Source organism: Streptomyces sp. NPDC003032 (assembly GCF_053591415.1).
The window spans coordinates 96220-120443 of sequence record NZ_JBSFTT010000012.1 but is presented as its reverse complement, the minus strand read 5'-3'; the positions used below and the strand labels follow the sequence as shown (position 1 = coordinate 120443).

At 71.0% G+C, this 24224-nt stretch carries 21 protein-coding genes; 10 read left to right on the top strand and 11 right to left on the bottom strand.

The window, feature by feature from the left end; genetic code table 11:
- Positions 1-33: 33 nt before the first annotated feature.
- From ACWDZ7_RS19060 to ssd, 4 genes are read right to left on the bottom strand one after another with little or no spacing between them, the layout of a single operon-like run.
- Complete coding sequence (locus ACWDZ7_RS19060) at positions 34-819, bottom strand: type II secretion system F family protein (RefSeq protein WP_451798280.1); 786 nt, start codon at positions 817-819, stop codon at positions 34-36.
- On the bottom strand, positions 816-1646 hold the full coding sequence (locus ACWDZ7_RS19055; RefSeq protein WP_451798444.1) for a type II secretion system F family protein: 831 nt from the start codon (positions 1644-1646) through the stop codon (positions 816-818). The genes ACWDZ7_RS19060 and ACWDZ7_RS19055 overlap by 4 nt, the downstream gene beginning before the upstream one ends.
- Before the next feature lie 8 nt (positions 1647-1654).
- The gene (locus ACWDZ7_RS19050) at positions 1655-2830 is read right to left on the bottom strand and encodes a TadA family conjugal transfer-associated ATPase (protein ID WP_451798278.1); all 1176 of its coding nucleotides are present in this window, start codon (positions 2828-2830) and stop codon (positions 1655-1657) included.
- Positions 2827-3957 (bottom strand): septum site-determining protein Ssd, encoded by a 1131-nt coding sequence (gene ssd, locus ACWDZ7_RS19045; RefSeq protein ID WP_451798277.1) that lies wholly within the window; start codon positions 3955-3957, stop codon positions 2827-2829. Before ssd ends, ACWDZ7_RS19050 begins: the two co-directional genes overlap by 4 nt.
- Positions 3958-4592: 635 nt before the next feature.
- On the opposite strand from ssd, the gene ACWDZ7_RS19040 reads away from it, so the two are divergent.
- Positions 4593-5417, top strand: coding sequence for an HAD family hydrolase (locus ACWDZ7_RS19040; protein WP_451798275.1), 825 nt, complete (start codon positions 4593-4595; stop codon positions 5415-5417).
- 433 nt (positions 5418-5850) lie between these two features.
- Here the strand turns inward: ACWDZ7_RS19040 and ACWDZ7_RS19035 are convergent, their stop codons facing one another.
- Complete coding sequence (locus tag ACWDZ7_RS19035; RefSeq protein WP_451798274.1) at positions 5851-6666, bottom strand: oxidoreductase; 816 nt, start codon at positions 6664-6666, stop codon at positions 5851-5853.
- A gap of 101 nt (positions 6667-6767) precedes the next feature.
- Between ACWDZ7_RS19035 and ACWDZ7_RS19030 the strand changes: the two genes are divergently transcribed.
- Positions 6768-7748: an ATP-binding protein gene (locus tag ACWDZ7_RS19030; RefSeq protein WP_451798272.1), complete on the top strand. Its 981-nt coding sequence runs from the start codon at positions 6768-6770 to the stop codon at positions 7746-7748.
- Between the two features lie 68 nt (positions 7749-7816).
- Here the strand turns inward: ACWDZ7_RS19030 and ACWDZ7_RS19025 are convergent, their stop codons facing one another.
- Positions 7817-9100 (bottom strand): hypothetical protein, encoded by a 1284-nt coding sequence (locus ACWDZ7_RS19025; protein ID WP_451798270.1) that lies wholly within the window; start codon positions 9098-9100, stop codon positions 7817-7819.
- A gap of 309 nt (positions 9101-9409) precedes the next feature.
- Here ACWDZ7_RS19025 and ACWDZ7_RS19020 point away from each other — a divergent pair, with 309 nt between their 5' ends.
- From ACWDZ7_RS19020 to ACWDZ7_RS18995, 6 genes are all read left to right on the top strand, one after another.
- The gene (locus ACWDZ7_RS19020) at positions 9410-11752 is read left to right on the top strand and encodes a bifunctional SulP family inorganic anion transporter/carbonic anhydrase (RefSeq protein WP_451798269.1); all 2343 of its coding nucleotides are present in this window, start codon (positions 9410-9412) and stop codon (positions 11750-11752) included.
- A gap of 128 nt (positions 11753-11880) precedes the next feature.
- Entirely contained in the window at positions 11881-13839 is a 1959-nt protein-coding gene (acs, locus tag ACWDZ7_RS19015; RefSeq protein ID WP_451798267.1) for an acetate--CoA ligase, read from the top strand.
- A gap of 250 nt (positions 13840-14089) precedes the next feature.
- Complete coding sequence (gene nhaA / locus ACWDZ7_RS19010; RefSeq protein ID WP_451798266.1) at positions 14090-15490, top strand: Na+/H+ antiporter NhaA; 1401 nt, start codon at positions 14090-14092, stop codon at positions 15488-15490.
- A gap of 75 nt (positions 15491-15565) precedes the next feature.
- Positions 15566-16063: a phage holin family protein gene (locus tag ACWDZ7_RS19005; protein ID WP_451798264.1), complete on the top strand. Its 498-nt coding sequence runs from the start codon at positions 15566-15568 to the stop codon at positions 16061-16063.
- Positions 16060-17085 carry an alpha/beta fold hydrolase gene (locus ACWDZ7_RS19000; RefSeq protein WP_451798263.1) on the top strand — a complete coding sequence of 342 codons (1026 nt, stop codon included), beginning with the start codon at positions 16060-16062 and terminating at the stop codon, positions 17083-17085. Before ACWDZ7_RS19005 ends, ACWDZ7_RS19000 begins: the two co-directional genes overlap by 4 nt.
- Before the next feature lie 121 nt (positions 17086-17206).
- Complete coding sequence (locus ACWDZ7_RS18995) at positions 17207-17395, top strand: hypothetical protein (RefSeq protein ID WP_451798261.1); 189 nt, start codon at positions 17207-17209, stop codon at positions 17393-17395.
- Positions 17396-17446: 51 nt separating this feature from the next.
- On the opposite strand, the gene ACWDZ7_RS18990 is transcribed toward ACWDZ7_RS18995, so the two are convergent.
- Genes ACWDZ7_RS18990 through nth form a run of 3 tightly spaced genes read right to left on the bottom strand, consistent with a single transcriptional unit; the run spans position 17447 to position 20494 of the window.
- The gene (locus tag ACWDZ7_RS18990) at positions 17447-18652 is read right to left on the bottom strand and encodes a MarP family serine protease (protein WP_451798259.1); all 1206 of its coding nucleotides are present in this window, start codon (positions 18650-18652) and stop codon (positions 17447-17449) included.
- A 49-nt stretch (positions 18653-18701) separates the two neighbouring features.
- Positions 18702-19487, bottom strand: a complete 786-nt coding sequence (locus ACWDZ7_RS18985; RefSeq protein ID WP_451798258.1) for an NUDIX hydrolase — start codon at positions 19485-19487, stop codon at positions 18702-18704.
- 59 nt (positions 19488-19546) lie between these two features.
- Positions 19547-20494: an endonuclease III gene (nth, locus tag ACWDZ7_RS18980; protein ID WP_451798256.1), complete on the bottom strand. Its 948-nt coding sequence runs from the start codon at positions 20492-20494 to the stop codon at positions 19547-19549.
- Between the two features lies 1 nt (position 20495).
- On the opposite strand from nth, the gene ACWDZ7_RS18975 reads away from it, so the two are divergent.
- Positions 20496-21152 (top strand): hypothetical protein, encoded by a 657-nt coding sequence (locus ACWDZ7_RS18975; protein ID WP_451798255.1) that lies wholly within the window; start codon positions 20496-20498, stop codon positions 21150-21152.
- A 349-nt stretch (positions 21153-21501) separates the two neighbouring features.
- On the top strand, positions 21502-22176 hold the full coding sequence (locus ACWDZ7_RS18970) for a Crp/Fnr family transcriptional regulator (protein ID WP_016642758.1): 675 nt from the start codon (positions 21502-21504) through the stop codon (positions 22174-22176).
- An 81-nt stretch (positions 22177-22257) separates the two neighbouring features.
- On the opposite strand, the gene ACWDZ7_RS18965 is transcribed toward ACWDZ7_RS18970, so the two are convergent.
- Positions 22258-23088 (bottom strand): MBL fold metallo-hydrolase, encoded by an 831-nt coding sequence (locus tag ACWDZ7_RS18965; protein WP_451798254.1) that lies wholly within the window; start codon positions 23086-23088, stop codon positions 22258-22260.
- Positions 23089-23236: 148 nt separating this feature from the next.
- Positions 23237-24175 (bottom strand): NUDIX hydrolase, encoded by a 939-nt coding sequence (locus ACWDZ7_RS18960; RefSeq protein WP_451798253.1) that lies wholly within the window; start codon positions 24173-24175, stop codon positions 23237-23239.
- Between the last annotated feature and the right edge of the window lie 49 nt (positions 24176-24224).

The following is a 24224-nucleotide window of genomic DNA, read 5'->3' as shown; positions in this document are numbered from 1 at the left end:
GTTGGGTATTCAGGCGTTCAGGTACTCAGGTGTTCAGGCCGTCCTCAACAGGCCCTCCGCGAGGCCCATGACCACCGGCAGCACCCCGAACGCGACGAACGACGGGAGGAAGCACAGGCCCACAGGTGCCGTCATCAGCACTGCCGCCCTTCGCGCCCTGGCCGTTGACGCCCGCGCCCGCACCGCCCGGACGTCCGCGGCGAGGCGGGCCACCGGCTCCGCGGCGGGCGCTCCTGACTCGCCGGCGCGCTCCAGGAGCCGAGCCAGTGGGGCAGCTCCCGGTACCGCCGCCAACTGGCGCCACGCGTCGACTGGTTCGCCGCCCAGCCGTACTTCCGCCGCTCCTCGCGCGAGCCGCTCACCGACCGGGCCCCGCAGCGACTCCCCGACGGCTCGCGCGGCCGATACCGGGCTCGCCCCTGCGGCAACGCAGGCCGCCAAGAGGTCGGCTGCCAAGGGAAGTTGGCGGGCACCCTCCGTCGCGTCACTGATTCCATCCTGTGCCCCAGGCGGTGCGTGGTCCCGCCGCCAGCGCCATGTGCCGTAGCCGACAGCCGCTCCCGCCACGAGCCCCGGGGCTCCGCCCACCAACGCGTAGGCCGCACTCGCCGTCCCGGCCACCAGGAGGCAGGCGCGCGTCCCGGCCCGCAGGCCCGGCCACCGCTCTCCGCGCCGCGCGGCCGGTCTCTCCTCGCCCAGCACCGCCCCGGCCCGCCGCCGCACCGCCCTCTCCCGCCGGGCGGCCAGCACCGTCAGCGCCAACCAGAGCACCGCCGCGACTCCCCACACGGCCACCCCCAGCCTGTGGACAGAACTCATCGCCCCTCCGCTCCTCGTACGATCCGCAGCGCCCACCACACCCCGACGCCCTCAAGCACCCCGCCCACCGCCAGGCAGCCGAGCCCCGGCCCTGTGTGCAGCAGCACCCGCAGAGGCTCCGCCCCCAGTGCGCCGCCCATCAGCAGCCCCAGTACCGGCAGCCCCGCGAGCATCACGGCGGTCGATCTCGCGCCGGCCAACTGGGCTCGCAGATCCGCTCGTTGATCGCGCTCGGAGCGCAGCGCGCCCTCCAGCCGCTCAAGTCCCGCCGCGAGCCCCGCGCCGCGATCCACCGCCACCCGCCAGCACGCCGCGAGCCCCAGTAACCCCTCCGCGCCCGGCTCCCGCGACGCATCGCCCAGCGCCCCCGGCACGTCCCCGCCGAACCGCGCCGCCGCCAGCACCGCACCAGAAGCCACCCCACCGGAATCATCAAGGGCCGACCGCAGCGCGTCCCTCGGCTGCCGCCCCGCCCGCACCTCGCCCGCGAGCGCCCCGCACAACGCGATCACCGCGTCGCCGCGCCGCTCCCGCTCCCGGCGCGCGTCCCGGGCCCGCCGCACGCGTCCCGCCAACGGCACTCCGGCCGCGCCCGCGATCAGCGGCAGCGGAGACTCCCCAAGGAGCGCCAGCACCGCTCCGGCCACCAGGCACCACCACTCGTGCCGCACCCGACCGCGCCCGGCGGCGACAGCCCGCCACCAGGACCAGCCGTCCGCCTTCTCGGGCGCACCGGTCCCGAGCACCGACCGGACCCGCCGAGCCGTGCGGTCTCGACCGTCCGTCAGCCAGGCCGCGCTCCCGGCGCACACGGCCGCCGCCCACATCGTCGTACTCACAGCGGACCACCCCGGCCCCCGGCCGCCAGCAGGGTCTTCAGCCGCTCCCAGCCGGGCCCCTCGGTGAAGGCCTCCGCGCCCCACCTCAGCGCGGGCACCGTCACCACCAGGCCCGATGCGGCACGCTCCAGCACGTGCACCTCGGCGATGCGGCGGCGGCCCGCCCGGTCCCGTACGAGATGGATCACCACTGACAGGGCGGCCGCCAGTTGGCTGTGCAGGGCGGCCCGGTCGAGCCCAGCGGCCGTGCCCAGGGCCTCCAGGCGGGCGGGCACGTCTCCCGCGGCGTTGGCGTGCACCGTGCCGCAGCCGCCCTCATGTCCCGTGTTCAGCGCGGCCAGCAGGTGGATCACCTCGGCGCCCCGCACCTCGCCGACGACGAGCCGGTCGGGCCGCATCCGCAGCGCCTGGCGCACCAGGTCGTCCAGGCCGACGAGGCCGGCCCCCTCCTGGTTCGCGGGGCGGGACTCCAGGCGCACCACGTGGGGGTGCTCGGGCCTCAGCTCCGCGGAGTCCTCGGCCAGCACGATCCGCTCCTTGGGGCCGACCAGGCCCAGCAGCGCACTCAGCAAGGTCGTCTTGCCGCTGCCCGTGCCCCCGCTGATCAGGAAGGACAGGCGGGCGTCGAGCAGCGCCCGCAGCACCCTGTCGCCTCCGGGAGGCACCGTCCCCGCGTCGACCAGCTCCGCGAGGGTGAAGGCCCGGGGCCGCACGACCCGCAGCGAGAGGCAGGTGGACCCCACGGCGACCGGCGGCAGCACGGCGTGCAGCCGGGTGCCGTCCGGGAGGCGCGCGTCCACCCAGGGCCTGGCGTCGTCCAGGCGCCGCCCCGCCACGGCCGCGAGGCGCTGCGCGAGGCGCCGCACCGCGGCCGCGTCCCGGAACGTGACCCCTGTGAGCTCAAGTCCGCCACCCCGGTCCACCCACACCCGGTCGGGCGCGCAGACCAGTACGTCAGTCACCGAGGCGTCCGCGAGCAACGGCTCCAAAGGCCCCGCGCCGACCAGCTCCGAGCGCAACTGCTCGGCGGCGCCGAGCACTTCGGTGTCCCCAAGGACCTTGCCCTGTGCCCGCAGCGCCTCGGCGACCCGTGCCGGAGTCGGCTCCGTGCCGCTCTCCGCGAGCCACTGGCGCACCCCGTCCAGCATCCGCGCCCCGACCACCGCGCTCATACGGCGCCTCCCAGGGCGTCGGCCGGCACCCGGCCCCAGAAGGCGGTGCAGAACCGCGCCAGCGGACCGCGCGCGGCGCCGCCGGGCGGCACCCCTGCCACCTGCGCCGCCGGCAGCCCCGCTTCCCAAGGCACTTCACCGGCCAGCGGAAGCCCGAGCAGCCCCGCGACCTCCTGCGGGCCGAGCGTGCCGGGACCCCGCGGTCCCGGGCCTGCGGGGATCACCACCCGCAGGTCCCGCAGCACCAGACCCGCCGCCGACGCCACGCGCCGCGCCCCCGCCACCGCGCGCAGTTCCGGCGGCACCACCAGGAGCCCCAGGTCCACCTGCGCCAGCGCCTCCGCGACCGTCTCGTCCACCCGGCGCGGCAGGTCCACGACGACCACGCCACCGCGCCTGCGGGCCGCGGAGACCACCGCCCGCACGGCTTCCGGAGCCACCGCCACCGCATCGCCCCGGTCCCAGCTCAGGACCCGCAGAGCGTGCAGCCGCGGCAGCGACTCCTCCAGCGCTCCCCCGCCGACCCTGCCCCGCGACGCGGCGAAGGCAGGCCAGCGGAGTCCGTCGGCCGTCTCGCCCCCGAGGAGGACGTCCAGGCCACCGCCCAGCGGGTCCGCGTCGACAAGCATCGTGCGCCGCCCACCGCGGGCCGCCGTGACCGCGAGGGCGCAGGCCAGGGTGGAGGCCCCGGCTCCGCCTCGTCCGCCGATCACCCCGACGGTGAGCGCGGGCCGCCCCACGCCCTCGGCCACGTCGGCGATGCGGTCCACCAGCCACTGCTCGCCGTCGGGCAGAAGCAGCACATGGTCGGCGCCGATCTCCACGGCCCGCCGCCAGACCCCGGAATCGTCCTGATCCCGCCCGACCAGCACGACCCCGCGCCGTCGCGCGGCCCCGCGCACCCGGTCCGCCGCGTCGTCCCCGACCAGGACGAGCGGGGCCGAGTCCCAGGCCTCTCCGCGCTCGGATCCGCCGTGGTGCACCTCGGGGCGCGCCCCCGCCGCGGCGCACAGCCGCAGCAGGTCATCGAGGAGCTCCACGTCCTCCGTGAGGATCAGCGGTCCGCCCTGCCGTCCGTCCGGCGGCGCGCCCCTGTCCTGCGAAATCACTCCACCCACGATCTCCATCCCCCTTCACGCAAGCACCTGTGAATGCCGCGCTCCGCATGAGCGAAGAACCGGGCAAAGCAATCCGGCCATGAACTTCGCGAGCGGAACGAGCGGAATCAGCGTGCAGCGATCCCGGAAATCGTGTGGATCTTGGTCAATAACTGTGGACAAGGCGATGGCTGTGAATATTCGCGTCACCCGAACCGGTGACATCCCGTCAGCTCACCGTCAGCTTCTCGACGGCTTCACGCCACCTTCGCGCCGGGCTTCCCGGCACCTTCCCCACGACTTCCCGATGACTTCCGGATGACTTCCGGATGACTTCCCCATGGCTTCCCAACGGCTTCCACAGAGCAGCGATATGACTACACACAGTAACCAATCTTGGGCAGACCTCAAGAACACCAGGACGGTGAAGAGAGGGTCCGGAAGGCCGGAAGATGATCGACGGAGGGCTCAAAAACCCATCCGGACATGCGACGACCCCCGCCGGGGGGGAGAGCGGGGGTCGTCCCCACGGTCCGACTCGGGGGGGGGGGGAGGAGCCAGACCGGGTTAGCACGGTCGCGAACGATCCGTGACTTCCATGGTGTACCCGAGAGCCTTCTCAGGCAAACCCACGCGCCTCAGCTTACGCCGAATGGTGGGCGCCTATGCTCGGGCTCGTGGAAAACCACTCCTTGCCTCGCACCGCGGCCTTCTTTGACCTGGACAAGACGGTCATTGCGAAGTCGAGCACGCTCACGTTCAGCAAGTCGTTCTACCAAGGCGGCCTGATCAACCGCAGGGCTGTGCTGCGCACCGCGTACGCGCAGTTCGTCTTCCTCGCGGGCGGCGCCGACCATGACCAGATGGAGCGGATGCGCGAGTACCTGTCCGCGCTCTGCCGCGGCTGGAACGTGCGGCAGGTGAAGGAGATCGTCGCCGAGACCCTGCACGACCTGATCGACCCGATCATCTACGACGAGGCGGCGTCCCTCATCGAGGAGCACCACACCGCGGGCCGCGACGTCGTCATCGTGTCCACCTCCGGTGCCGAGGTCGTCGAGCCGATCGGGGAGCTTCTCGGCGCGGACCGAGTGGTGGCCACCCGCATGGTGGTCGGCGACGACGGCTGCTTCACGGGCGAGGTGGAGTACTACGCGTACGGCCCCACCAAAGCGGAGGCGATCAAGGAGCTGGCCCACTCCGAGGGATACGACCTCGACCGCTGCTACGCCTACAGCGACTCGGTGACCGACCTGCCGATGCTCCAGTCCGTCGGGCACCCCTCCGCCGTCAACCCCGACCGCGCGCTCCGCAAGGAGGCCCTCACGCGCGGGTGGCCGATCCTCGACTTCCACCGCCCTGTGCGGCTCAAGCAGCGCCTGCCGGCTCCGCCCAGGCCCGCGCTCGTCGCGGCGGCCGCGGTGGGCGCGGCCGCGGCCACCGCGGGCCTCGTCTGGTTCGCCAGCCGCCGCCGCGCGACCGCGAGCTGACCCCGGCCGCTCCCCCGCCACCCCCGGCCACCCCCCAGTCGCTCCCTGGCCGACCCTCGGCGGAATCACAGCCGGAAACCGCCCGCCCGATTCACGCCTATTTGAACCCAAAAGTAAAGAAGTACGTCCAGGACTTCCGCTCGCCCCAGTACTGGAGTACAAAGGAGTCAACGGCCCGCGAGACCAAGGACATCCGAGAGGATTACCTTCAAACGCAATCACGGCCCCACGGACCGAAGCATGGACATCGAGCACCCACGCGACGTCGACCCGTCGATTACGGGCCAGCCGCACCAGGTGACGGGCTAAGTTCCCGACCTGATGGGCAACATATCGAGGACGCTTGGTAACCCGGTGGACATGCCAGCGGCGGTACGGATCTCCGTACCGCCGCAACCCTGTCCGGGACCGTTCGGGACCCGCGCCGCCCGCCCTACGCCGCTCCGCGCTGCAGCGCCTCGCAGACCGCGGTCGACTCCCTGACGCCCAGCTCGACAGCCCTGCCGCAGTGGGCGATCCAGGCCGCCATACCGTCCGGCGTGCCGGACGCGTAGCCGTCGAGCGCCGCCACGTAGGCCGCCCGGCCCAGCTCCGCGTGGCCCGCCTCCGCCGGGCAGACCGACTTCGGGTCGAGGCCGCTGCCCACCAGGACGATGCGCTCGGCGGCCCGCGCCACCAGGCCGTTGTACGAGCCGAAGGGCCGCAGGCTGAGGAGTTCGCCGTGGACCACGGCCGCCATCACCAGGGCCGGCGCCGAACTGCCCGCGATGATCAGCTGCGACAGCCCCTCCAGGCGCCCCGCCACCTCGTCCGCGTCCGGCAGGGGCAACTCGATCAGCGGCTCCTCGACGGCCTCGCCCGCCAGGCGCGGCCGCCCCGCGGCCTCGGCGGAGTCCGCTGCGGCGACCAGGTGCAGCCGCGCCAGGACCCGCAGCGGCGACTGCCGCCAGATGGACAGGAGTTGCCCCGCCTCGGCGGTCAGCCGAAGGGCCCCGCCGACCGTGCGCTCCTCACCGTCGCCGCTGAAGTCGCTGCGCCGGCGCACCTCTTCCAGAGCCCACTCCGCCCCGGAGAGCGCGGCGGAACCACGGGCGCCACGCAGGGCCGCCTCGGAGGTGATCTCGTTGCTGCGGCGCCGCATGATCCGGTGCCCGTAGACCCGGTCGACGGCCTTGCGCACGGAGTCCACGGAGTCGGCCACGCCGGGGAGCGCCCCCAGGGCCGCGATCGGATCGGGTGTCGTACTCATGAGTACGACATTACGTACTCCAGGCGCCCGCCCCACGAAGGAGTGGTCTTCTTCACGCACAACAGGGATCCCGAGTAATGGACCCACTACGCTTCGTGGTCATGAAAATCGCTTTCGTGGGGAAGGGCGGCAGCGGCAAGACCACGCTGTCCTCGCTCTTCATCCGCCACCTCGCCGCCACCGGCGCTCCCGTCATCGCGGTGGACGCCGACATCAACCAGCACCTGGGTCCCGCCCTCGGCCTCGACGAGACGGACGCCACGCGGCTGCCCGCCCTGGGCGCGCATCTGCCCCTGATCAAGGACTATCTGCGCGGCTCCAACCCGCGCATCCCCTCCGCCGACACGATGATCAAGACAACGCCCCCGGGCGAGGGCTCGCGGCTGTTGCGGGTGCGCGAGGACAATCCCGTGTACGACGCGTGCGCCCGGCCGCTGGAACTCGACGACACCACCGTCCGTTTGATGGTCACAGGGCCGTTCACCGAAGCCGACCTCGGTGTCGCCTGCTACCACTCCAAGACGGGAGCGGTGGAGCTGTGCCTGAACCACCTGGTCGACGGCCGCGATGAGTACGCGGTCGTGGACATGACCGCGGGCTCGGACTCCTTCGCCTCCGGCATGTTCACGCGCTTCGACATGACATTCCTGGTGGCCGAGCCGACGAGAAAGGGGGTCTCCGTCTATCGCCAGTACAAGGAGTACGCACGCGACTTCGGCGTCGACCTCAAGGTCGTCGGCAACAAGGTGCAGGGCCAGGACGACATCGACTTTCTGCGCGAGCAGGTCGGCGACGACCTCCTGGTGACCGTCGGGCACTCGGACTGGGTGCGCGCCATGGAGAAGGGCCACCCGCCCCGCTTCGAGCAGCTCGAAGAGGACAACCACCGCTCCCTGCAAGCACTTCAGTCCGCCGTCGATGCCTCGTACGAGCGACGCGACTGGGAGCGCTACACCCGCCAGATGGTCCATTTCCACCTGAAGAACGCGCAGAGCTGGGGCAACGAACGGACGGGGACCGACCTGGCTGCCCAGGTCGACCCCGACTTCGTTCTGCGCGAGCAGATGGTCACTCCCGCCTGACTGGTCATTCCTGCCTCATCGGTCACCCCTGCCTGACCGGTCATCCCTGCCTGAACAGGGCCGTAGAGCTACGGCTTGACCGCCGGAGCTCCCGGGACGCCCTTCGGGGCCGGTGCGGGCTGGGCGGACAGGTACTCCGCCCAGCCCTTCTTCGGCGCCTTGCCGACCCGAAGCTTGCTCAGCTTCGCCAGCACCTTCGGGTCCTGCGCGTCGAGCCAGTCGGCGAGCTGCCGGAAGGAGACGCAGCGCACCTCGCGCTTGGTGCAGACCGCCTCGATCGTCTCCTCGATGGCACGCATGTACGTGCCGCCGTTCCACGACTCGAAGTGGTTGCCGATGATCAGCGGCGCACGGTTGCCCTTGTACGCGCGCTTGAAGCCCCGGAGCAGCCCGTCCCGCATCTGGTCGCCCCAGTACTCATGCATGGAAGGGTCGCCGTTCGAGGTCGAACCGGACTGGTTGATCATGAAGTTGTAGTCCATGGTGAGCGTCTCGAACCCGCGGCCCGGGACCGGGACGAGCTGCATCGACAGGTCCCAGAGGCCGTTCTTCTTCTTGGGCCAGACCTGGTCGTTGACGCCGCTGGTGTCGTAGCGGAAGCCCATCTTCCGTGCCGCTCGCATGAAGTTCTTCTGCCCTTCCAGGCAGGGGGTGCGGGCGCCGATCAGCTCCTTGTCGTAGTCAAAGGGCAGGGGCTGCGCCTTCTTCAAGCCCGCGTTCGTCTTCCAGGCCTTCACGAAGGACTTGGCCTGGTTGATCTCGCTCATCCAGTCGCCGACGGACCACTCGCCGACCCCGCGGCCCTTGCCGCAGAAGTGGCCGTTGAAATGGGTGCCGATCTCATTGCCCTCGAGCCAGGCGCCGCGGAGCTGCTCCACGGTGCTCTTGATGCCCTTGCGGTCGTTGAAGCCGATGTCCGAGCTGCCGACCGCGTGCTGCGGCGGGTTGTAGAGCCTGCGCTTCCCCTTGGGGAGCATGTACACGCCGCTGAGGAAGTACGTCATGGTGGCGTCGTTCCGCTTGGCGACCTTGCGGAAGTGGGAGAACAGCTTCTGGCCGTCCTCGCCGGCGCCGTCCCAGGAGAAGACCACGAACTGCGGTGGTTTCTGGCCGGGCTTCAGACGGGCGGGTCTCGGTAGGTTCGGCTGCTTGCCGGTGAACGCCGTGGAGCCGTCCCCGATCATGCGAACCGGGCTCTTGGGCGCCAGGGCACCGGTCGCCTTCTTCGCGCCGTGGGCGCCTTCCTTGGTTCCGGCGCCCGCGCCGGTGTCGCCGTACGCACAGCCGGCCAGCCCTGCGGCACAGGCCGCGAGGGCGGTGAGGCTCGCGGTGATTCTCCGGGTGGCGGCCATCTTCCGCCCACCTTCTTTCCGTGCAAGTCGGGACAGATCGGTCAGAGATCGGTCAGCAACTTCGCACGGGTGTCGGAATGCTCCGTTCCGACAAGCCGATAAAAGTTTTTATTCATCCGTCCGAGTGATTGATTGCCCCATTTGCCCCTTTAGTCCACCGGAAGCCTTTACTCTGCATTACTGTTCGTTTACTGAGAGTTGAGAGATCCCGCCGCTGCACGCCGTGTCCCACGGCCGCGACCCGCCCTTCGGATGCCTTCCGAAGGACCCCTTGTCCCGCGACCGCGCTGCCCCGGAGGAGACGGGAAAATGACTGCCTGCGTCCCCACTCGCCCCACCGACTCGACCCCCACCCCGGGCGCCAACGAGCCCCACGCCCCGCCGCCCCGCAAGAGGTTCCGCATCGCCGGCGCCGACCTCTCCGCGTCGATCGCCGTCTTCCTGATCGCCCTGCCGCTGTCCCTCGGCATCGCCCTCGCCACCGGAGCCCCACTCCAGGCGGGCCTGGTCGCCGCCGCCGTCGGCGGCATCGTCGCCGGTCGGCTCGGCGGATCACCGCTTCAGGTCAGCGGTCCCGCCGCCGGGCTCACCGTCGTCACCGCTGACCTCATCCAGCGGTACGGCTGGCGCACCACCTGCGCCATCACCGTCCTCGCGGGCCTCGCCCAACTCGGCCTTGGCTGCCTGCGAGTGGCCCGCAGCGCGCTGGCCGTCAGCCCCGCCGTGGTGCACGGAATGCTGGCCGGCATCGGCGTCACCATCGCCGTCGCCCAGCTGCACATCGTGCTCGGCGGCACTCCGCAGAGCGTCGTGCTCGACAATCTCCGGGCACTGCCCGCCCAGCTGGCCGACCTGCATCCGGCCGCCCTCTCGACCAGCCTGCTCACCCTCGCCATCCTGCTGCTCTGGCCACGGATCCCCGGGCGCGCCGGGCACTTGGCCCGCGCCATGCCCGCCGCCCTCGTCTCGGTGGCTCTCGCGACGGGCGTGGCCTCGGCCGCCGGTCTGCGGCTCGACAGAGTCGACCTGCCCTCCTGGCGCAGTCATGCGCTGGTCGGGCTCCCCGAGGGGCCCGCGCTCGGGCTCGTCGCCGCCGTACTCACCATCACGCTGGTGTGCAGCGTGCAATCGCTGCTCGGCGCCGTGGCCGTCGACAAGCTCGTCTCCAAGCAGCCCGAGCTGCACGCGGGCGTGCGCCGCTCCGACCTCAACCGCGAGCTGCTCGGCCAGGGCAGCGCCAACATCGTCTCCGGTGCGCTCGGCGGCCTGCCCGTCGCCGGCGTCGCCGTGCGCACCGTGGCCAATGTGCGCGCGGGCGCCGTCAGCCGGAACTCGACGATGCTGCACGGCGTTTGGGTAGTAGTGGCCGCGCTGCTCCTGGTCCCCGCCCTGGAGTTGATCCCCCTCGCGGCCCTCGCCGCCCTCGTCATGGCCGTCGGCATCCAGATGGTCAGCCTGAACCACATCCGTACGATCACCCGCCACCGCGAGATCGTGGTCTACGCCGTGACCACCCTCGGCGTGGTCTTCCTCGGCGTCCTCGAAGGTGTCGCGCTCGGCGTCGCCGTCGCCGTCGCCGTCGCGCTGCACCGCCTCGCCCGCACCCGGATCACACACGAGGCGAAGGACGGCGTCCACCATGTGCGCGCCCGCGGCCAGTTGACGTTCCTCGCCGTGCCGCGGCTGAGCAGGACGCTGCATCTCGTGCCGCACGGGGAGGACGTCGTCGTGGAGCTGGACGGCTCCTTCATGGACCACGCGGCGTACGAGACGTTGCAGTGCTGGCAGGACGAGCACACCGCGCACGGCGGACGCGTCGAGATCACCGGGCGCGCCGGTACGCGCATCGCCGAGCCCGCGAGCGCTTCGCACTCCTGCTGCCGACCGTGGGCGCCCTGGCGCAATCACCACTGCGACCGGCCGCAGGAGGAGCAGGAGTCGGGTCGGCCCAGCGGCCGCCAACTGGCCAGCGGTATCAGCGCGTTCCAGCGGAACACGGCGCCTCATGTGCGGGGCGAGCTGGCCAGGCTCGCGCGCGAGGGACAGCAGCCGGCGCAGCTGTTCCTGACGTGCGCGGACTCCCGGGTCGTCACATCGATGATCACGTCCAGCGGTCCCGGTGACCTCTTCGTCGTACGCAACGTGGGCAATCTGGTGCCGATGCCGGGCGACGAGAGCGGGGACGACTCGGTGGCGGCGGCGATCGAGTACGCGGTCGAGACGCTCAAGGTGCGGTCCATCACCGTCTGCGGGCACTCCGGGTGCGGCGCGATGCAGGCGTTGCTCAACACGCCACCCGGTGGCGCCCAGACGCCGTTGCGGCGCTGGCTGCGGCATGGCCTGCCGAGCCTGGAGCGGATGGGCGCGCAGGACAGAGCGTGGGCGCGGCTCTCCGGCGGGGCACCCGCCGATGCGGTCGAGCAGCTCTGCCTCACCAATGTGGTCCAGCAGTTGGAGCACTTGAAGGCGCACGACGCGGTGGCGCGCCGCTTGGCCGAAGGCGAGCTCGAACTGCACGGCATGTACTTCCATGTCGGAGAGGCGCAGGCCTATCTGCTGACGGAGGGCAGCGGAGCCGAGCATCTTCCCGACGACGTCTTCGACCAGGTGGCGCCCACAGCGCTGGTCAAGGTCGAGCGGCCCGGGATGTGAAGGGGGCACCCAACAGGTAAAGGTCTAAACCAATTTTCGGCAGACCCTTGTCACCACGGGTTGTGTCTGATGAGCTGTGGCTTCGGACACAACGGTCGCCCCCGGCAAAGCAGCGCAAGGGAGATGTCGTGAGCAATGAAAGCCTGGCCAACCTCTTGAAGGAGGAGCGTCGCTTCGCGCCGCCGGCGGAGCTGGCGGCCTCCGCCAACGTCACCGCGGAGGCGTACGAACAGGCCAAGGCTGACCGGCTCGGCTTCTGGGCCGAGCAGGCCCGCCGGCTGACCTGGACCACGGAACCGACCGAGACGCTCGACTGGTCGAACCCGCCGTTCGCCAAGTGGTTCGCCGACGGGAAGCTCAACGTCGCGTACAACTGCGTCGACCGCCACGTCGAGGCGGGCAACGGCGAGCGTGTCGCGATCCACTTCGAGGGTGAGCCCGGCGACAGCCGGGCCATCACCTACGCCGAGCTCAAGGAGGAGGTCGGCCGGGCGGCGAACGCGCTGACCGAGCTGGGGGTCCAGAAGGGCGACCGCGTCGCGGTCTATCTGCCGATGATCCCCGAGGCGGTCGTCGCGATGCTCGCCTGCGCCCGCATCGGCGCCACGCACTCGGTCGTCTTCGGCGGCTTCTCCGCGGACGCCATCGCCGCCCGCATCGAGGACGCCGACGCCAAGGTCGTCATCACCGCCGACGGCGGCTACCGCCGGGGCAAGCCCTCCGCGCTCAAGCCCGCCGTGGACGAGGCAGTGGGACGGGTCGACGGGGTCCAGAAGGTCCTCGTCGTCCAGCGCACCAAGCAGGACGTGGCGTGGACCGAGGGCCGCGACGTGTGGTGGCACGAGATCACGGGGCGCCAGTCCGCCGAGCACACGCCTGAGGCCTTCGACGCGGAGCACCCGCTCTTCATCCTCTACACCTCGGGCACCACGGGTAAGCCGAAGGGCATCCTGCACACCTCCGGCGGCTATCTCACCCAGACGGCCTACACCCACCACGCCGTCTTCGACCTCAAGCCGGAGACCGACGTCTACTGGTGCACGGCCGACGTCGGCTGGGTCACCGGCCACTCGTACATCACGTACGGCCCGCTGGCGAACGGCGCGACGCAGGTGATGTACGAGGGCACCCCCGACACCCCCCACCAGGGCCGCTTCTGGGAGATCGTCCAGAAGTACGGGGTCACGATCCTCTACACCGCGCCGACGGCGATTCGTACGTTCATGAAGTGGGGCGACGACATCCCCGCGAAGTTCGACCTCAGCAGCCTGCGGGTGCTCGGTTCGGTCGGCGAGCCGATCAACCCCGAGGCGTGGATGTGGTACCGCAAGAACATCGGCGCCGACAAGTGCCCCATCGTGGACACCTGGTGGCAGACCGAGACCGGCGCGATGATGATCTCTCCGCTGCCGGGCGTGACGGAGACCAAGCCGGGAAGCGCCCAGCGCGCGCTGCCGGGCATCTGCGCCACCGTCGTCGACGACGAGGCGAACGAGGTGCCGAACGGCGGCGGTGGCTACCTCGTCCTGACCGAGCCGTGGCCGTCGATGCTGCGCACCATCTGGGGCGACGACCAGCGGTTCATCGACACGTACTGGTCGCGCTTCGAGGGCCGCTACTTCGCCGGTGACGGCGCCAAGAAGGACGACGACGGCGACATCTGGCTCCTCGGCCGCGTGGACGACGTGATGCTCGTGTCCGGGCACAACATCTCCACCACCGAGGTCGAGTCCGCGCTCGTCTCGCACCCGTCGGTCGCCGAGGCGGCGGTCGTGGGCGCGGCGGACGAGACGACCGGGCAGGCCATCGTCGCCTTCGTGATCCTGCGGGGCACGGCGAACGCCGAGGACGAGGGCCTGGTCGCCGACCTGCGCAACCACGTGGGCACCACGCTCGGACCGATCGCCAAGCCGAAGCGGATCCTTCCGGTGGCGGAGCTGCCGAAGACGCGTTCGGGGAAGATCATGCGGCGCCTCCTGCGGGACGTCGCGGAGAACCGCGAGCTGGGTGACGTCACCACGCTCACGGACTCCTCCGTGATGGAGCTGATCCAGTCGCGGCTCCCGGCCGCGTCCAGCGAGGACTGAGGCGCGCCCGCGGATTGACGGACGTACGCGAGGAGGGCACCCGGCAGCGCGCCGGGTGCCCTCTCTGTGCCTAGAGTGAAGATCACCGGATGCGTCCGGCCGTACGTTAGGTAAGCTAAAAATCGCGTCAACGTCGCGACAGGAATTCACGCGAACGAGAAGCGAAGAAGTGAAGAGAAGTACCTAGGTGCGCCGGGAAGTCTGGTCGGCATGTGCTCTGCCCTGCCCACCCGACCGGAGGTCGACCCACGTGACCGCGCCCGTCCCCCCCACCAGCCGCAAGGTCCTCGGCCGTCTGTCCCTGCCCGAACGCAACTTCGTGGCCGACGCGCTGCGCGCCGAGACGGTCGGCGGAGTCCTGCTGCTCGTCGCCGCCGTCACCGCGCTGATCTGGGCGAACACGGCCGGCGGCTCATACGAGTCGGTACGCGGCTTCCACCTCGGGCCCGCCTCGCTCGGGCTCGACCTCTCCCTCCAGCACTGGGCGGCCGACGGGCTGCTCGCCGTCTTCTTCTTCGTGGCGGGCATCGAACTCAAGCGCGAACTGGTCGCGGGTGACCTGCGCGACCCCAGGGCCGCCGCGCTGCCCGTCGTCGCCGCGCTCTGCGGCATGGCCGCGCCCGCGCTCGTCTACGTCCTGACCAACACCGTCGGCGGCGGCTCGATGGACGGCTGGGCCGTGCCGACCGCCACCGACATCGCCTTCGCGCTCGCGGTCCTCGCGGTCATCGGCACCTCGCTGCCGTCCGCACTGCGCGCCTTCCTGCTCACGCTCGCCGTCGTCGACGACCTCTTCGCCATCCTGATCATCGCGGTCTTCTTCACCAGCGACCTGAACTTCGCCGCGCTCGGCGGCGCCGTCCTCGGCCTCGCCGTCTTCTGGCTGCTGCTCAGAAAGCGGGTGCGCGGCTGGTACATCTACGTCCCGCTGGCCCTCGCCATCTGGGGGCTGATGTACAACAGCGGCATCCACGCCACCGTCGCAGGCGTCGCCATGGGACTGATGCTGCGCTGCCACAAGGAGGACGACAGCGAGCGGCACTCCCCCGGCGAGCACATCGAACACCTCGTACGCCCCTTCTCCGCCGGCTTGGCCGTGCCGCTGTTCGCCCTGTTCAGCGCCGGTGTCTCCATCTCGGGCGGCGCGCTCGGCGACGTATTCACCAAGCCGGAGACACTCGGTGTGGTGCTCGGTCTCGTGGTCGGCAAGGCGGTCGGCATCTTCGGCGGCACCTGGCTGGCGGCGCGCTTCACCAAGGCGGAACTCAACGACGACCTGGCCTGGCCCGACGTGTTCGCGGTCGCCTCGCTCGCCGGCATCGGCTTCACCGTCTCGCTGCTGATCGGCGAACTCGCCTTCACCGAGGACCCGCTGCTCACCGACGAGATCAAGGCCGCCGTCCTGACGGGCTCACTCATCGCGGCCGTGCTCTCCGGAATCCTCCTGAAGATGCGGAACGCGAAGTACCGCAAGCTCTGGGAGGAAGAGGAGCGCGACGACGACCTCAGCGGCGTACCCGACATCTACGAGATGGACGACCCGGGGTACCACCTCCGTATGGCCGCCATCTACGAGAAGAAGGCGGCCGAGCATCGAAGGCTTGCCGAAGTGCCGGGTGGGGAACGCGAGGATGACAACGGTCCGGCATGATCTGAGCAGACATATCTCAGAAGTCTGAGCAGACATCTCTCAGAAGAGATCAGAAGAGAAAAAGGGGAGAACGCGATGAGCTCACCCGACGGTCATGTCGGCGCCGAACGCAGCCTCGGGCAGCTGGTCGCCACGGCGACCGGTGAGATGTCCGCGCTGGTGCACGACGAGATCGCCCTGGCCAAGGCCCAGCTGCGCCAGGACGTCAAGCGCGGTGCGATCGGCGGCGGTGCGTTCGCCGCGGCCGGAGCGGTCCTCATCTTCTCGCTGCCGATGCTGAGCTTCGCACTGGCGTACGGCATCCGGACCTGGAGCGGCTGGAACCTCGCCGTCTGCTTCCTGCTGTCCTTCGCCGCCAATGTGCTGGTGGCCGGGGTGCTCGCGCTGGTCGGTGTCGTCTTCGCCAAGAAGGCCAAGAAGGGCAAGGGCCCCCAGAAGGTGGCCGCCTCGGCCAAGGAGACGGCTGCCGTACTGGGGAACGTCAAGCCGCATCCCCGTGCCGTGAGCCCCGCGGGTGCTCTCGACGTCCGAGTCGGTGAGACGGGAGCCACTGTGGCACGCTCGTCCTCATGACGGACCCCGCCCATCAGGACCACGCCCCCACCGGCGCCGCGCAGCACGGCCCTGCTCAGCACGGCCCTGCTCAGCTCGGCCCCACGCTGGGTGCCACCGCACATTCGGCGCAACCGGCCTCGGCCGTACGCATCGAGGGCCCCTGGACCCACCGGGACGTGGCCGCCAATGGGGCGCGCTTCCACATCGCCGAGATGGGGGACGGGCCGCTGGTCCTCCTCCTGCACGGCTTCCCGCAGTTCTGGTGGACGTGGCGGCATCAGCTGGTGGCGCTCGCCGACGCGGGGTTCCGGGCCGTCGCGATGGACCTGCGGGGCGTGGGCGGCAGCGACCGCACGCCGCGCGGCTACGACCCGGCGAACCTCGCGCTCGACATCACCGGCGTCGTGCGTTCGCTCGGCGAGCCGGACGCCGCGCTCGTCGGGCACGACCTGGGCGGATATCTGGCGTGGACGGCGGCCGTGATGCGGCCCAAGCTGGTGCGCCGCCTCGCCGTCTCCTCGATGCCGCACCCCAGGCGCTGGCGCTCGGCGATGCTGTCCGACAGGAAGCAGACCACCGCGGGCTCCTACGTCTGGGGTTTCCAGCGGCCGTGGCTGCCCGAGCGCCAACTGGTCGCCGACGACGGCGCCCTGGTGGGCCGTCTGGTACGGGACTGGTCGGGGCCCCGGCTGCCGGAGGACGAGGCGGTGGAGGCGTACCGGAGGGCCATGTGCATCCCCTCGACGGCGCACTGCGCGATCGAGCCGTACCGCTGGATGGTGCGGTCGATGGCACGGCCCGACGGCATCCAGTTCAACCGCCGCATGAAGCGGCCGGTGCGGGTGCCGACGCTGCATCTGCACGGGTCACTCGATCCCGTGATGCGTACGAGGAGCGCGGCCGGGTCCGGTGAGTACGTCGAAGCCCCTTACCGCTGGCGGCTGTTCGACGGGCTCGGGCACTTCCCGCACGAGGAGGACCCGGTAGCGTTCTCCACGGAGCTGGTGAACTGGCTGAAGGACCCAGAGCCGGACCGCTGAGTCCGGGCGAACCCAGCAACATGCGAACACCTGTCCTACGAACGCCAATTGCCCCCCGCATAGGCCAATTGGGGGGCCTGTGCGCGATTACCGACCATGAGGCACGGGCACACGTCGGGGTATGGGCTGGACGCACGACTACAGTGACGTAGCACGCAATCGCCGCTCGGCCGCAGCGCTGAACAGCCATGAGAGGGGCGGGCCGCAGGATCCGGGCCATCACGGCCCCCCTCAAGGCATGGGCATTCCCCGCATCCTCCGCCGGAGGGCCCGCTGGGTCTCCGCACGGCTCCGCCACACACGCCACTGACCCACCCGGCTCCCTCCCGCTCGGCGCCCGCCCGGGTGCCCGCTCGTCGCTCTAGAGCGCGCAGCCCTGGCTGTCGACCTCTTGGTTGGCGGTGCGGCCCCGCTCGATGTCCTCGCGCACCTCGTCCACCGTCAGTGCGTAACCGGTGTCCGGGTCGTCGAGGGACTTGGCGAAGACCACGCCGTAGACCTTGCCGTCGTGCGTGAGCAGCGGACCGCCGGAGTTGCCCTGGCGGACGGTCGCGTAGAGCGAGTAGACGTCCCGGCGCACAGTGCCGCGGTGGTAGATGTCCGGGCCGTCGGCCGTGATGCGGCCGCGCACGCGCGCGGGACGGACGTCGTACGGCCCGTCCTCGGGGAAGCCCGCGACGATGGCGTCGGCGCCGCTGGACGCGTCCTTGGACGTGAACCGCAGCGGGGGCGCCTTCAGCGTGGGCACGTCCAGTACGGCGATGTCCCGCTTCCAGTCGTAGAGGACGACCTTCGCGTCGTACGTCTGGTTCTGGTCGCCTATCTGGACCGTCGGCTCGTCCACGCCGCCGACCACGTGCGCGTTCGTCATCACGCGGCGGTCGGCGAAGACGAAGCCGGTGCCCTCCAGGACCTTGCCGCAACCGCGGGCCTCGCCGCGGACCTTAACGATGGACCGCTTGGCGGTCGTGGCGACCTTGCTCTTGGCGAGCTTGGGGTCAGGGGGCTTGACCTCCGTGATGGGCTCGTTCGAGAACGGGCTGAAGACCTGCGGGAAGCCGTTCTGCGCGAGGACCGAGGAGAAGTCCGCGAACCACGTGTCGGCCTGGCCGGGCAGCGCGCGCGAGACGCCGAGCAGCACCTTGGAGTTGCGTACTTCCTTGCCGAGCGTCGGCAGTGTCGTGCCCGCGAGGGCGGAGCCGATCAGCCAGGCGACGAGGAGCATCGCCACCACGTTCACCAGGGCGCCGCCCGTCGCGTCCAGGGCGCGGGCGGGCTGCCAGGTGATGTGTCTGCGCAGCTTGTTGCCGAGGTGGGTGGTGAAGGCCTGGCCGATCGAGGCGCAGACGATCACGATGACGACGGCGACCACCGCCGCGGTCGTACTCACCGCGGCCGCGTCGTCGTCCGTCATGGCGTCCCAGATGATCGGCAGCAGGTAGACGGCGACGAGGCCGCCGCCGAGGAACCCGGTCACCGAGAGGATGCCGACCACGAAGCCCTGGCGATAGCCCACGATCGCGAACCACACCGCGGCGAGCAGCAACAGGACGTCCAGCACGTTCACCGATTCAATCCTCGCCTCGCATCGCGGTCCCCACGTCCCCGCAACTTTGTCATGCGCGCCAGTCGAGTGGGACCTGCTTACCGCGGTCCCAGGGCCGCTCCCAGCCCGCGAAGTGCAGAATTCTATCGATCACCCCGGCGGTGAAACCCCAGACCAGAGCGGACTCGACGAGGAACGCCGGGCCGTGGTGGCCGCTGGGGTGGACCGCCGTCGCCCGGTTCGCCGGATCCGTGAGATCGGCCACGGGGACCGTGAAGACGCGGGCGGTCTCGTTCGGATCGACGGCTCCGACGGGGGTCGGGGTGCGCCACCAGCCGAGCACGGGCGTCACGACGAAGTCGCTCACCGGGATGAAGAGGCGCGGCAGCACGGCGAAGGGCTGGACGCCTCGGGGGTCGAGGCCGGTCTCCTCCTCCGCCTCGCGCAGAGCGGCGCGCAAGGGCCCGTCCGTCTGCGGATCACCGTCCTCGGGGTCCAGGGACCCGCCCGGGAAGGACGGCTGCCCCGCGTGGGAACGGAGGGAACCGGCGCGCTCCATCAGGAGCAGCTCGGGGCCTCGCTCGCCCTCTCCGAAGAGGACGAGCACCGCGGACTGGCGTCCGGCGCCGTCCTCCGGGGGGAGGAAGCGGCTCAGCTGGAGCGGCTGGATGGTCTTGGCGGCGCGGGCCACGGGGGTCAGCCAGGAGGGGAGGCCGTCGGTGCTGAGGAGGGCGTGTGCCTGGGCTTGCGCCGGTGCCTTTGCCGTTGCCTGTACTTGGTTACGGCTGTCAGCCGCGTTGATCGTGCTGCTCGTGTCGCTCGTGCTTGTCGTGTCGCTCGCGTGCGTCATCGGCACCCCCGTCCGTCTCTGGACAACGCTCTTTGCCCCTGGGTTCGTTCCGCCTTGTTCCCCATTCACCCCGCGGCCAACGGAGGCGCGGGCTTTCCGGGGTAATCGGCCGGGGGCTTGAGGCGCTGGCCCGGGAAGCCGCCCATCTCGTACTTCAGGAGCTTCTTCGCCTTCTCCGGATCGGTCTCGCCCTCTCCGTACGACGGACAGAGCGGGGCGATCGGGCAGGCGCCGCAGGCGGGCTTGCGGGAGTGGCAGATGCGGCGGCCGTGGAAGATCACGCGGTGCGAGAGCATCGTCCACTCGCTCTTCGGGAAGAGCGAGGCGACGGCAGTCTCGACCTTCTCCGGGTCCGTCTCCTCGGTCCACCTCCAGCGGCGGACGAGCCGCCCGAAGTGGGTGTCGACGGTGATGCCGGGGACGCCGAAGGCGTTGCCCAGCACGACGAACGCGGTCTTGCGGCCTACGCCGGGCAGCTTGACCAAGTCATCGAGGCGTCCCGGCACCTCGCCTCCGAAGTCGTCCGTCAGGGCCTTCGCCAAACCCATGATCGACTTCGTCTTGGCGCGGAAGAACCCGGTCGGCCTGATCAGCTCCTCGACCTCCTCGGGCACGGCTGCGGCCAGGTCCTCCGGGGTGGGGTACTTGGCGAACAGGCGGGGCGTCGTCTGGTTCACGCGCAGGTCGGTGGTCTGCGCGGAGAGAACCGTGGCGACCAGGAGCTCGAAGGGGTTCTCGAAGTCCAGCTCGGGGTGGGCGTACGAGTACACCTCGGCGAGCTCACGGTTGATCCGCCGGGCACGGCGGACCAGTGCGGTGCGGGACTCCTCCGGAGGGGTGGACGGGGGTTTGGCCGCGGGGGCCTTGGGCTGCTTGGGCTGCTTGGGCTGCTTGGACTGCTTGGACTGCTTGGACTGCTTGGACTGCTTGGGCTTCTTCGCGGCGGGGCCGGTCTTCCTCGCGGTGGGGGTGGAGGTCTTGGGAGCGGCGACGGGGGGCTTGGGGGCGGGCACTGTGGCTTCTGTAGCGGCCGCTGCGTTCTCCGTAGTGGGCTCGGTGTTCTCTGCGGTGGGCTCGGCTTTTTTCACAGCGAGTGTTCGCTTCTTTGCGGCGGGGGCGGATTTCTTGGCGGCGGGTGCGGGGCTCGCGGCGGGCGCCGGCGTCTTGGCGGCGGGCGCGGCCCTCTTCTTCGTGGGCGTAATGCTTGCTGCGGGTGCCTGCTTCTTGGCCGTGGATACGGCGTTCTTCGCCGTGGGCGCGGGGCTTGCGGCGGGTGCCTGCTTCTTGCTGGCGGGCGCGGCGTTCTTCGTCGCGGGCGCAGCGTTCTCCGCCGTGGGCGCAGTGCTCGCGGCGGGCACCTGCTCCTTGGCGGCGGGCGCAGCCCTCTTCGCCGTGGGCGCAGTGCTCGCGCCGGGCACCTGCTCCTCGGCCGTGGGCGCAGCGCTCTTCGCCCTGGGCGCGAGGCTCTCGGCGGGCGACGCCTTCTTCCTGGTGGGCGCGGCCTGCTTGGGGCCGGGTCCAGGGTTTTTGGTGGCGGGCGCCTTCGCGGTGGGTGTGGGCTTCGTGGGAGGCGCCGGCTTCGTGGAGGGTGTTGGCTTCTTCACTGAGGGGGCCTTCCTGGGGAGGGCGATTGCCTCGCGGGGCCGGCCGGTGCGGGGGGCGGCGAGATGACCGGCAGCTGTCCGCTTCAGCGGCGACGTACCCGCCGGACCCGCCACGGCTGTCCGATTTGCCGGGTTGTCCGACACCCCGGACGCCTGTTCGCCCACAGCGGAATCGGGGGGCGCGGCCACCTGCTCAGCCCCCTCCGCCTGTGCGTTCACCGGCTTTTTGGACACCCGGCCAGCCTAGAGCCCGACACTGACATCCGTCCTTGGCCTCATGGATCGGCCCCCAATTGGCCCCCTCCCGCACAGCACGCCACGCCGGTGCGGCAGACTTGTGACTGATCACACTGTTTGGACCGTCCGGCAAACTGGGGAACACGGTCCCCTGATGCAGGTCGACAAGGAGAGAACTCGTGGACGACGTTCTGCGGCGCGCCCCGCTCTTCGCGGCGCTCGATGACGAGCAGGCCGCGGAGCTCCGCGCCTCCATGAGTGAGGTGACGCTCGCGCGCGGGGATGCGCTTTTCCATGAGGGCGACCCCGGAGACCGCCTGTACGTGGTCACCGAGGGCAAGGTGAAGCTCCACCGCACCTCGCCCGACGGCCGGGAGAACATGCTGGCGGTGCTCGGCCCCGGTGAGCTGATCGGTGAGCTGTCGCTCTTCGACCCGGGTCCGCGGACGGCCACGGCCTCCGCCCTCACCGAGGTGAAGCTGCTCGGCCTCGGCCACGGCGACCTCCAGCCGTGGCTGAACGCCCGGCCCGAGGTGGCCGCCGCACTGCTGCGTGCCGTCGCCCGGCGCCTTCGCAAGACCAACGACCAGATGTCCGACCTGGTCTTCTCCGACGTGCCGGGCCGAGTGGCCCGCGCGCTGCTCGATCTGTCACGCCGCTTCGGCGTGCAGTCCGAGGAGGGCATCCACGTCGTGCACGACCTCACGCAGGAGGAGCTCGCCCAGCTGGTCGGCGCCTCCCGCGAGACGGTCAACAAGGCGCTTGCGGACTTCGCCGGGCGCGGGTGGCTGCGCCTGGAGGCGCGTGCGGTGATCCTTCTGGACGTGGAGCGGCTCGCCAAGCGGTCGCGCTGACGCTGTGTCTGTACGTTGATGGGCCCCGCCTCTTCGGAGGCGGGGCCCATCAACGTATGTGCGCGTGCGACCGGCGCTCGGTCAGATCAGGCCGTGTTCCCCCAGGTACTCCAGCTGCGCCCGGACCGAGAGTTCCGCGGCCGGCCACAGGGAGCGGTCCACGTCCGCGTACACGTGTGCGACGACGGCCGCGGCCCCGACGTGGCCGTTCTCCACGGCCGTCTCGACCTGGGCCAGCCGGTTGGCCCGGTGCGCGAGGTAGAACTCGACGGCTCCCTGGGCGTCTTCGAGGACCGGCCCGTGGCCCGGCAGGACCGTGTGGACGCCGTCGTCGACCGCCAGGGAACGGAGACGGCGCAGGGAGTCGAGATAGTCGCCCAGGCGGCCGTCAGGGTGCGCCACGACCGTCGTACCGCGGCCGAGGATCGTGTCGCCCGTCAGGACCGCGCGGTCGGCGGGGAGATGGAAGCAGAGCGAGTCCGCGGTGTGCCCGGGGGTGGCGACCACGCGCATCTCCAGTCCGCCCGTGGTGATCACGTCACCGGCCCCGAGGCCCTCGTCGCCCAGACGCAGGGCGGGGTCGAGGGCGCGTACGTGGGTCCGGGTCAGCTCGGCGAAGCGGGAAGCGCCCTCCGCGTGGTCGGGGTGGCCGTGCGTCAGGAGGGTCAGCGCCACGCGCTTGCCCATCTTCTCGGCCGCCTCGATCACGCGGCTCAGATGCGCGTCGTCGAGCGGGCCAGGGTCGATGACCACCGCCAGGGGGGAGTCCGGCTCCGACACGATCCAGGTGTTGGTGCCGTCCAGCGTCATGGCGGAGGGGTTGGGCGCGAGAACGTTGACCGCACGGTCGGTGGCGGGCCCGCTGAGGACTCCGCCACGGGGTTGGCCCGGGAGGGCGGCGGCATCTGTCATGCGGGGGTGACTCCCGTCGGGGGCTGGGGGTTCTGGTCCAGGGTCCAGTCGGTGGGGCCAGGGATCACTGCGGGGCAGCGGGCGGGCGGGTCGGCGAGTTCCTTGCCGGAGAGGCGCTCCAGAGGACCGCTGGGCCCCGGGCCCGGAGTCACCTCGCCCCGCCGGAAGCGATCCGCTTGGTGAACTCCCCGTGGCCCGGCCAGGACAGCACCAGCTCCCCGCCCTCCAGCCGCGCCCGCGCGAGCACCGGAGCCATGTCCTGCACCGCGGCCGCGGCAAGCGCCGCGGAAGGCGACACGTAGGCGCTCAGCGCCCGCAGCGTCGCGATCGTCGGCGGCATCATCAGCAGCTCCCCCTCGTCGTAGCGGGCAGCCGCCTCCGCCGGGCGGATCCAGACGGTACGGTCCGCCTCCGTAGAGGCATTGCGCGTACGCTGCCCCTCCGGAAGCGCCGCCACGAAGAAGAACGTGTCGTAGCGCTTGGGCTCGAACTCCGGAGTGATCCACCGCGCCCAGGCCGCGAGAAGGTCGCTGCGCAGGAACAGTCCCCTGCGGTCCAGGAAGTCCGCGAAGGACAGATCGCGGGCCACCAGGGCTTCGCGGTCCGCCTCCCAGTCCTCCCCCGTGGTGTCGCCGACGACGGTCTCCGGGGAGGGCCCGGCGAGCAGCACGCCCGCCTCCTCGTACGTCTCCCGGACCGCCGCACAGACGATCGCCTGCGCCGAGGCCTCGTCGTCGACGCCCAGCCGGGCGGCCCAGGACGCGCGCGTGGGCCCCGCCCAGCGCACCAGGCGGTCGTCGTCGCGCGGATCGACGCCCCCGCCCGGATACGCGTACGCGCCTCCGGCGAAGGCCATGGAGGCGCGTCTGCGCAGCATGTGTACTTCAGGCGCACCCTTCGCGCCGTTCTCGCCGTGCGCGCCGTTCTCGCCGCCCGCGCCGTTCCCGGCCCCGTCCGGCCCGCCCCGCCCGTCCCTGAGCAGCATGACGGTGGCGGCGCGGCGCGGGGTGGCCGGAGTCAGCTCACCGCTCGCGAGGGCGCGGATGCGGTCGGGCCACTCCGGGGGGTACCACTGCCCATTTGCCATGGGCGGAGGCTATCCCCAAGTGAGCTGATGTTCGAGAGGCAACAATCAG

Bases quoted from the DNA above. Each gene is read 5' to 3' on its own strand.
- ACWDZ7_RS19025 (WP_451798270.1), bottom strand. From the start codon at position 9,100: ATGGCCGCCACCCGGAGAATCACCGCGAGCCTCACCGCCCTCGCGGCC.
- ACWDZ7_RS18965 (WP_451798254.1), bottom strand. From the start codon at position 23,088: ATGACAGATGCCGCCGCCCTCCCGGGCCAACCCCGTGGCGGAGTCCTC.
- ACWDZ7_RS19055 (WP_451798444.1), bottom strand. From the start codon at position 1,646: ATGTGGGCGGCGGCCGTGTGCGCCGGGAGCGCGGCCTGGCTGACGGAC.
- ACWDZ7_RS19060 (WP_451798280.1), bottom strand. From the start codon at position 819: ATGAGTTCTGTCCACAGGCTGGGGGTGGCCGTGTGGGGAGTCGCGGCG.
- ACWDZ7_RS19020 (WP_451798269.1), top strand. From the start codon at position 9,410: ATGACTGCCTGCGTCCCCACTCGCCCCACCGACTCGACCCCCACCCCG.
- ACWDZ7_RS19050 (WP_451798278.1), bottom strand. From the start codon at position 2,830: ATGAGCGCGGTGGTCGGGGCGCGGATGCTGGACGGGGTGCGCCAGTGG.
- ACWDZ7_RS19035 (WP_451798274.1), bottom strand. From the start codon at position 6,666: ATGAGTACGACACCCGATCCGATCGCGGCCCTGGGGGCGCTCCCCGGC.
- ssd (WP_451798277.1), bottom strand. From the start codon at position 3,957: ATGGAGATCGTGGGTGGAGTGATTTCGCAGGACAGGGGCGCGCCGCCG.
- ACWDZ7_RS19040 (WP_451798275.1), top strand. From the start codon at position 4,593: ATGCTCGGGCTCGTGGAAAACCACTCCTTGCCTCGCACCGCGGCCTTC.
- ACWDZ7_RS18960 (WP_451798253.1), bottom strand. From the start codon at position 24,175: ATGGCAAATGGGCAGTGGTACCCCCCGGAGTGGCCCGACCGCATCCGC.
- ACWDZ7_RS19030 (WP_451798272.1), top strand. From the start codon at position 6,768: ATGAAAATCGCTTTCGTGGGGAAGGGCGGCAGCGGCAAGACCACGCTG.
- ACWDZ7_RS19005 (WP_451798264.1), top strand. From the start codon at position 15,566: ATGAGCTCACCCGACGGTCATGTCGGCGCCGAACGCAGCCTCGGGCAG.
- ACWDZ7_RS19000 (WP_451798263.1), top strand. From the start codon at position 16,060: ATGACGGACCCCGCCCATCAGGACCACGCCCCCACCGGCGCCGCGCAG.
- ACWDZ7_RS18995 (WP_451798261.1), top strand. From the start codon at position 17,207: ATGGGCTGGACGCACGACTACAGTGACGTAGCACGCAATCGCCGCTCG.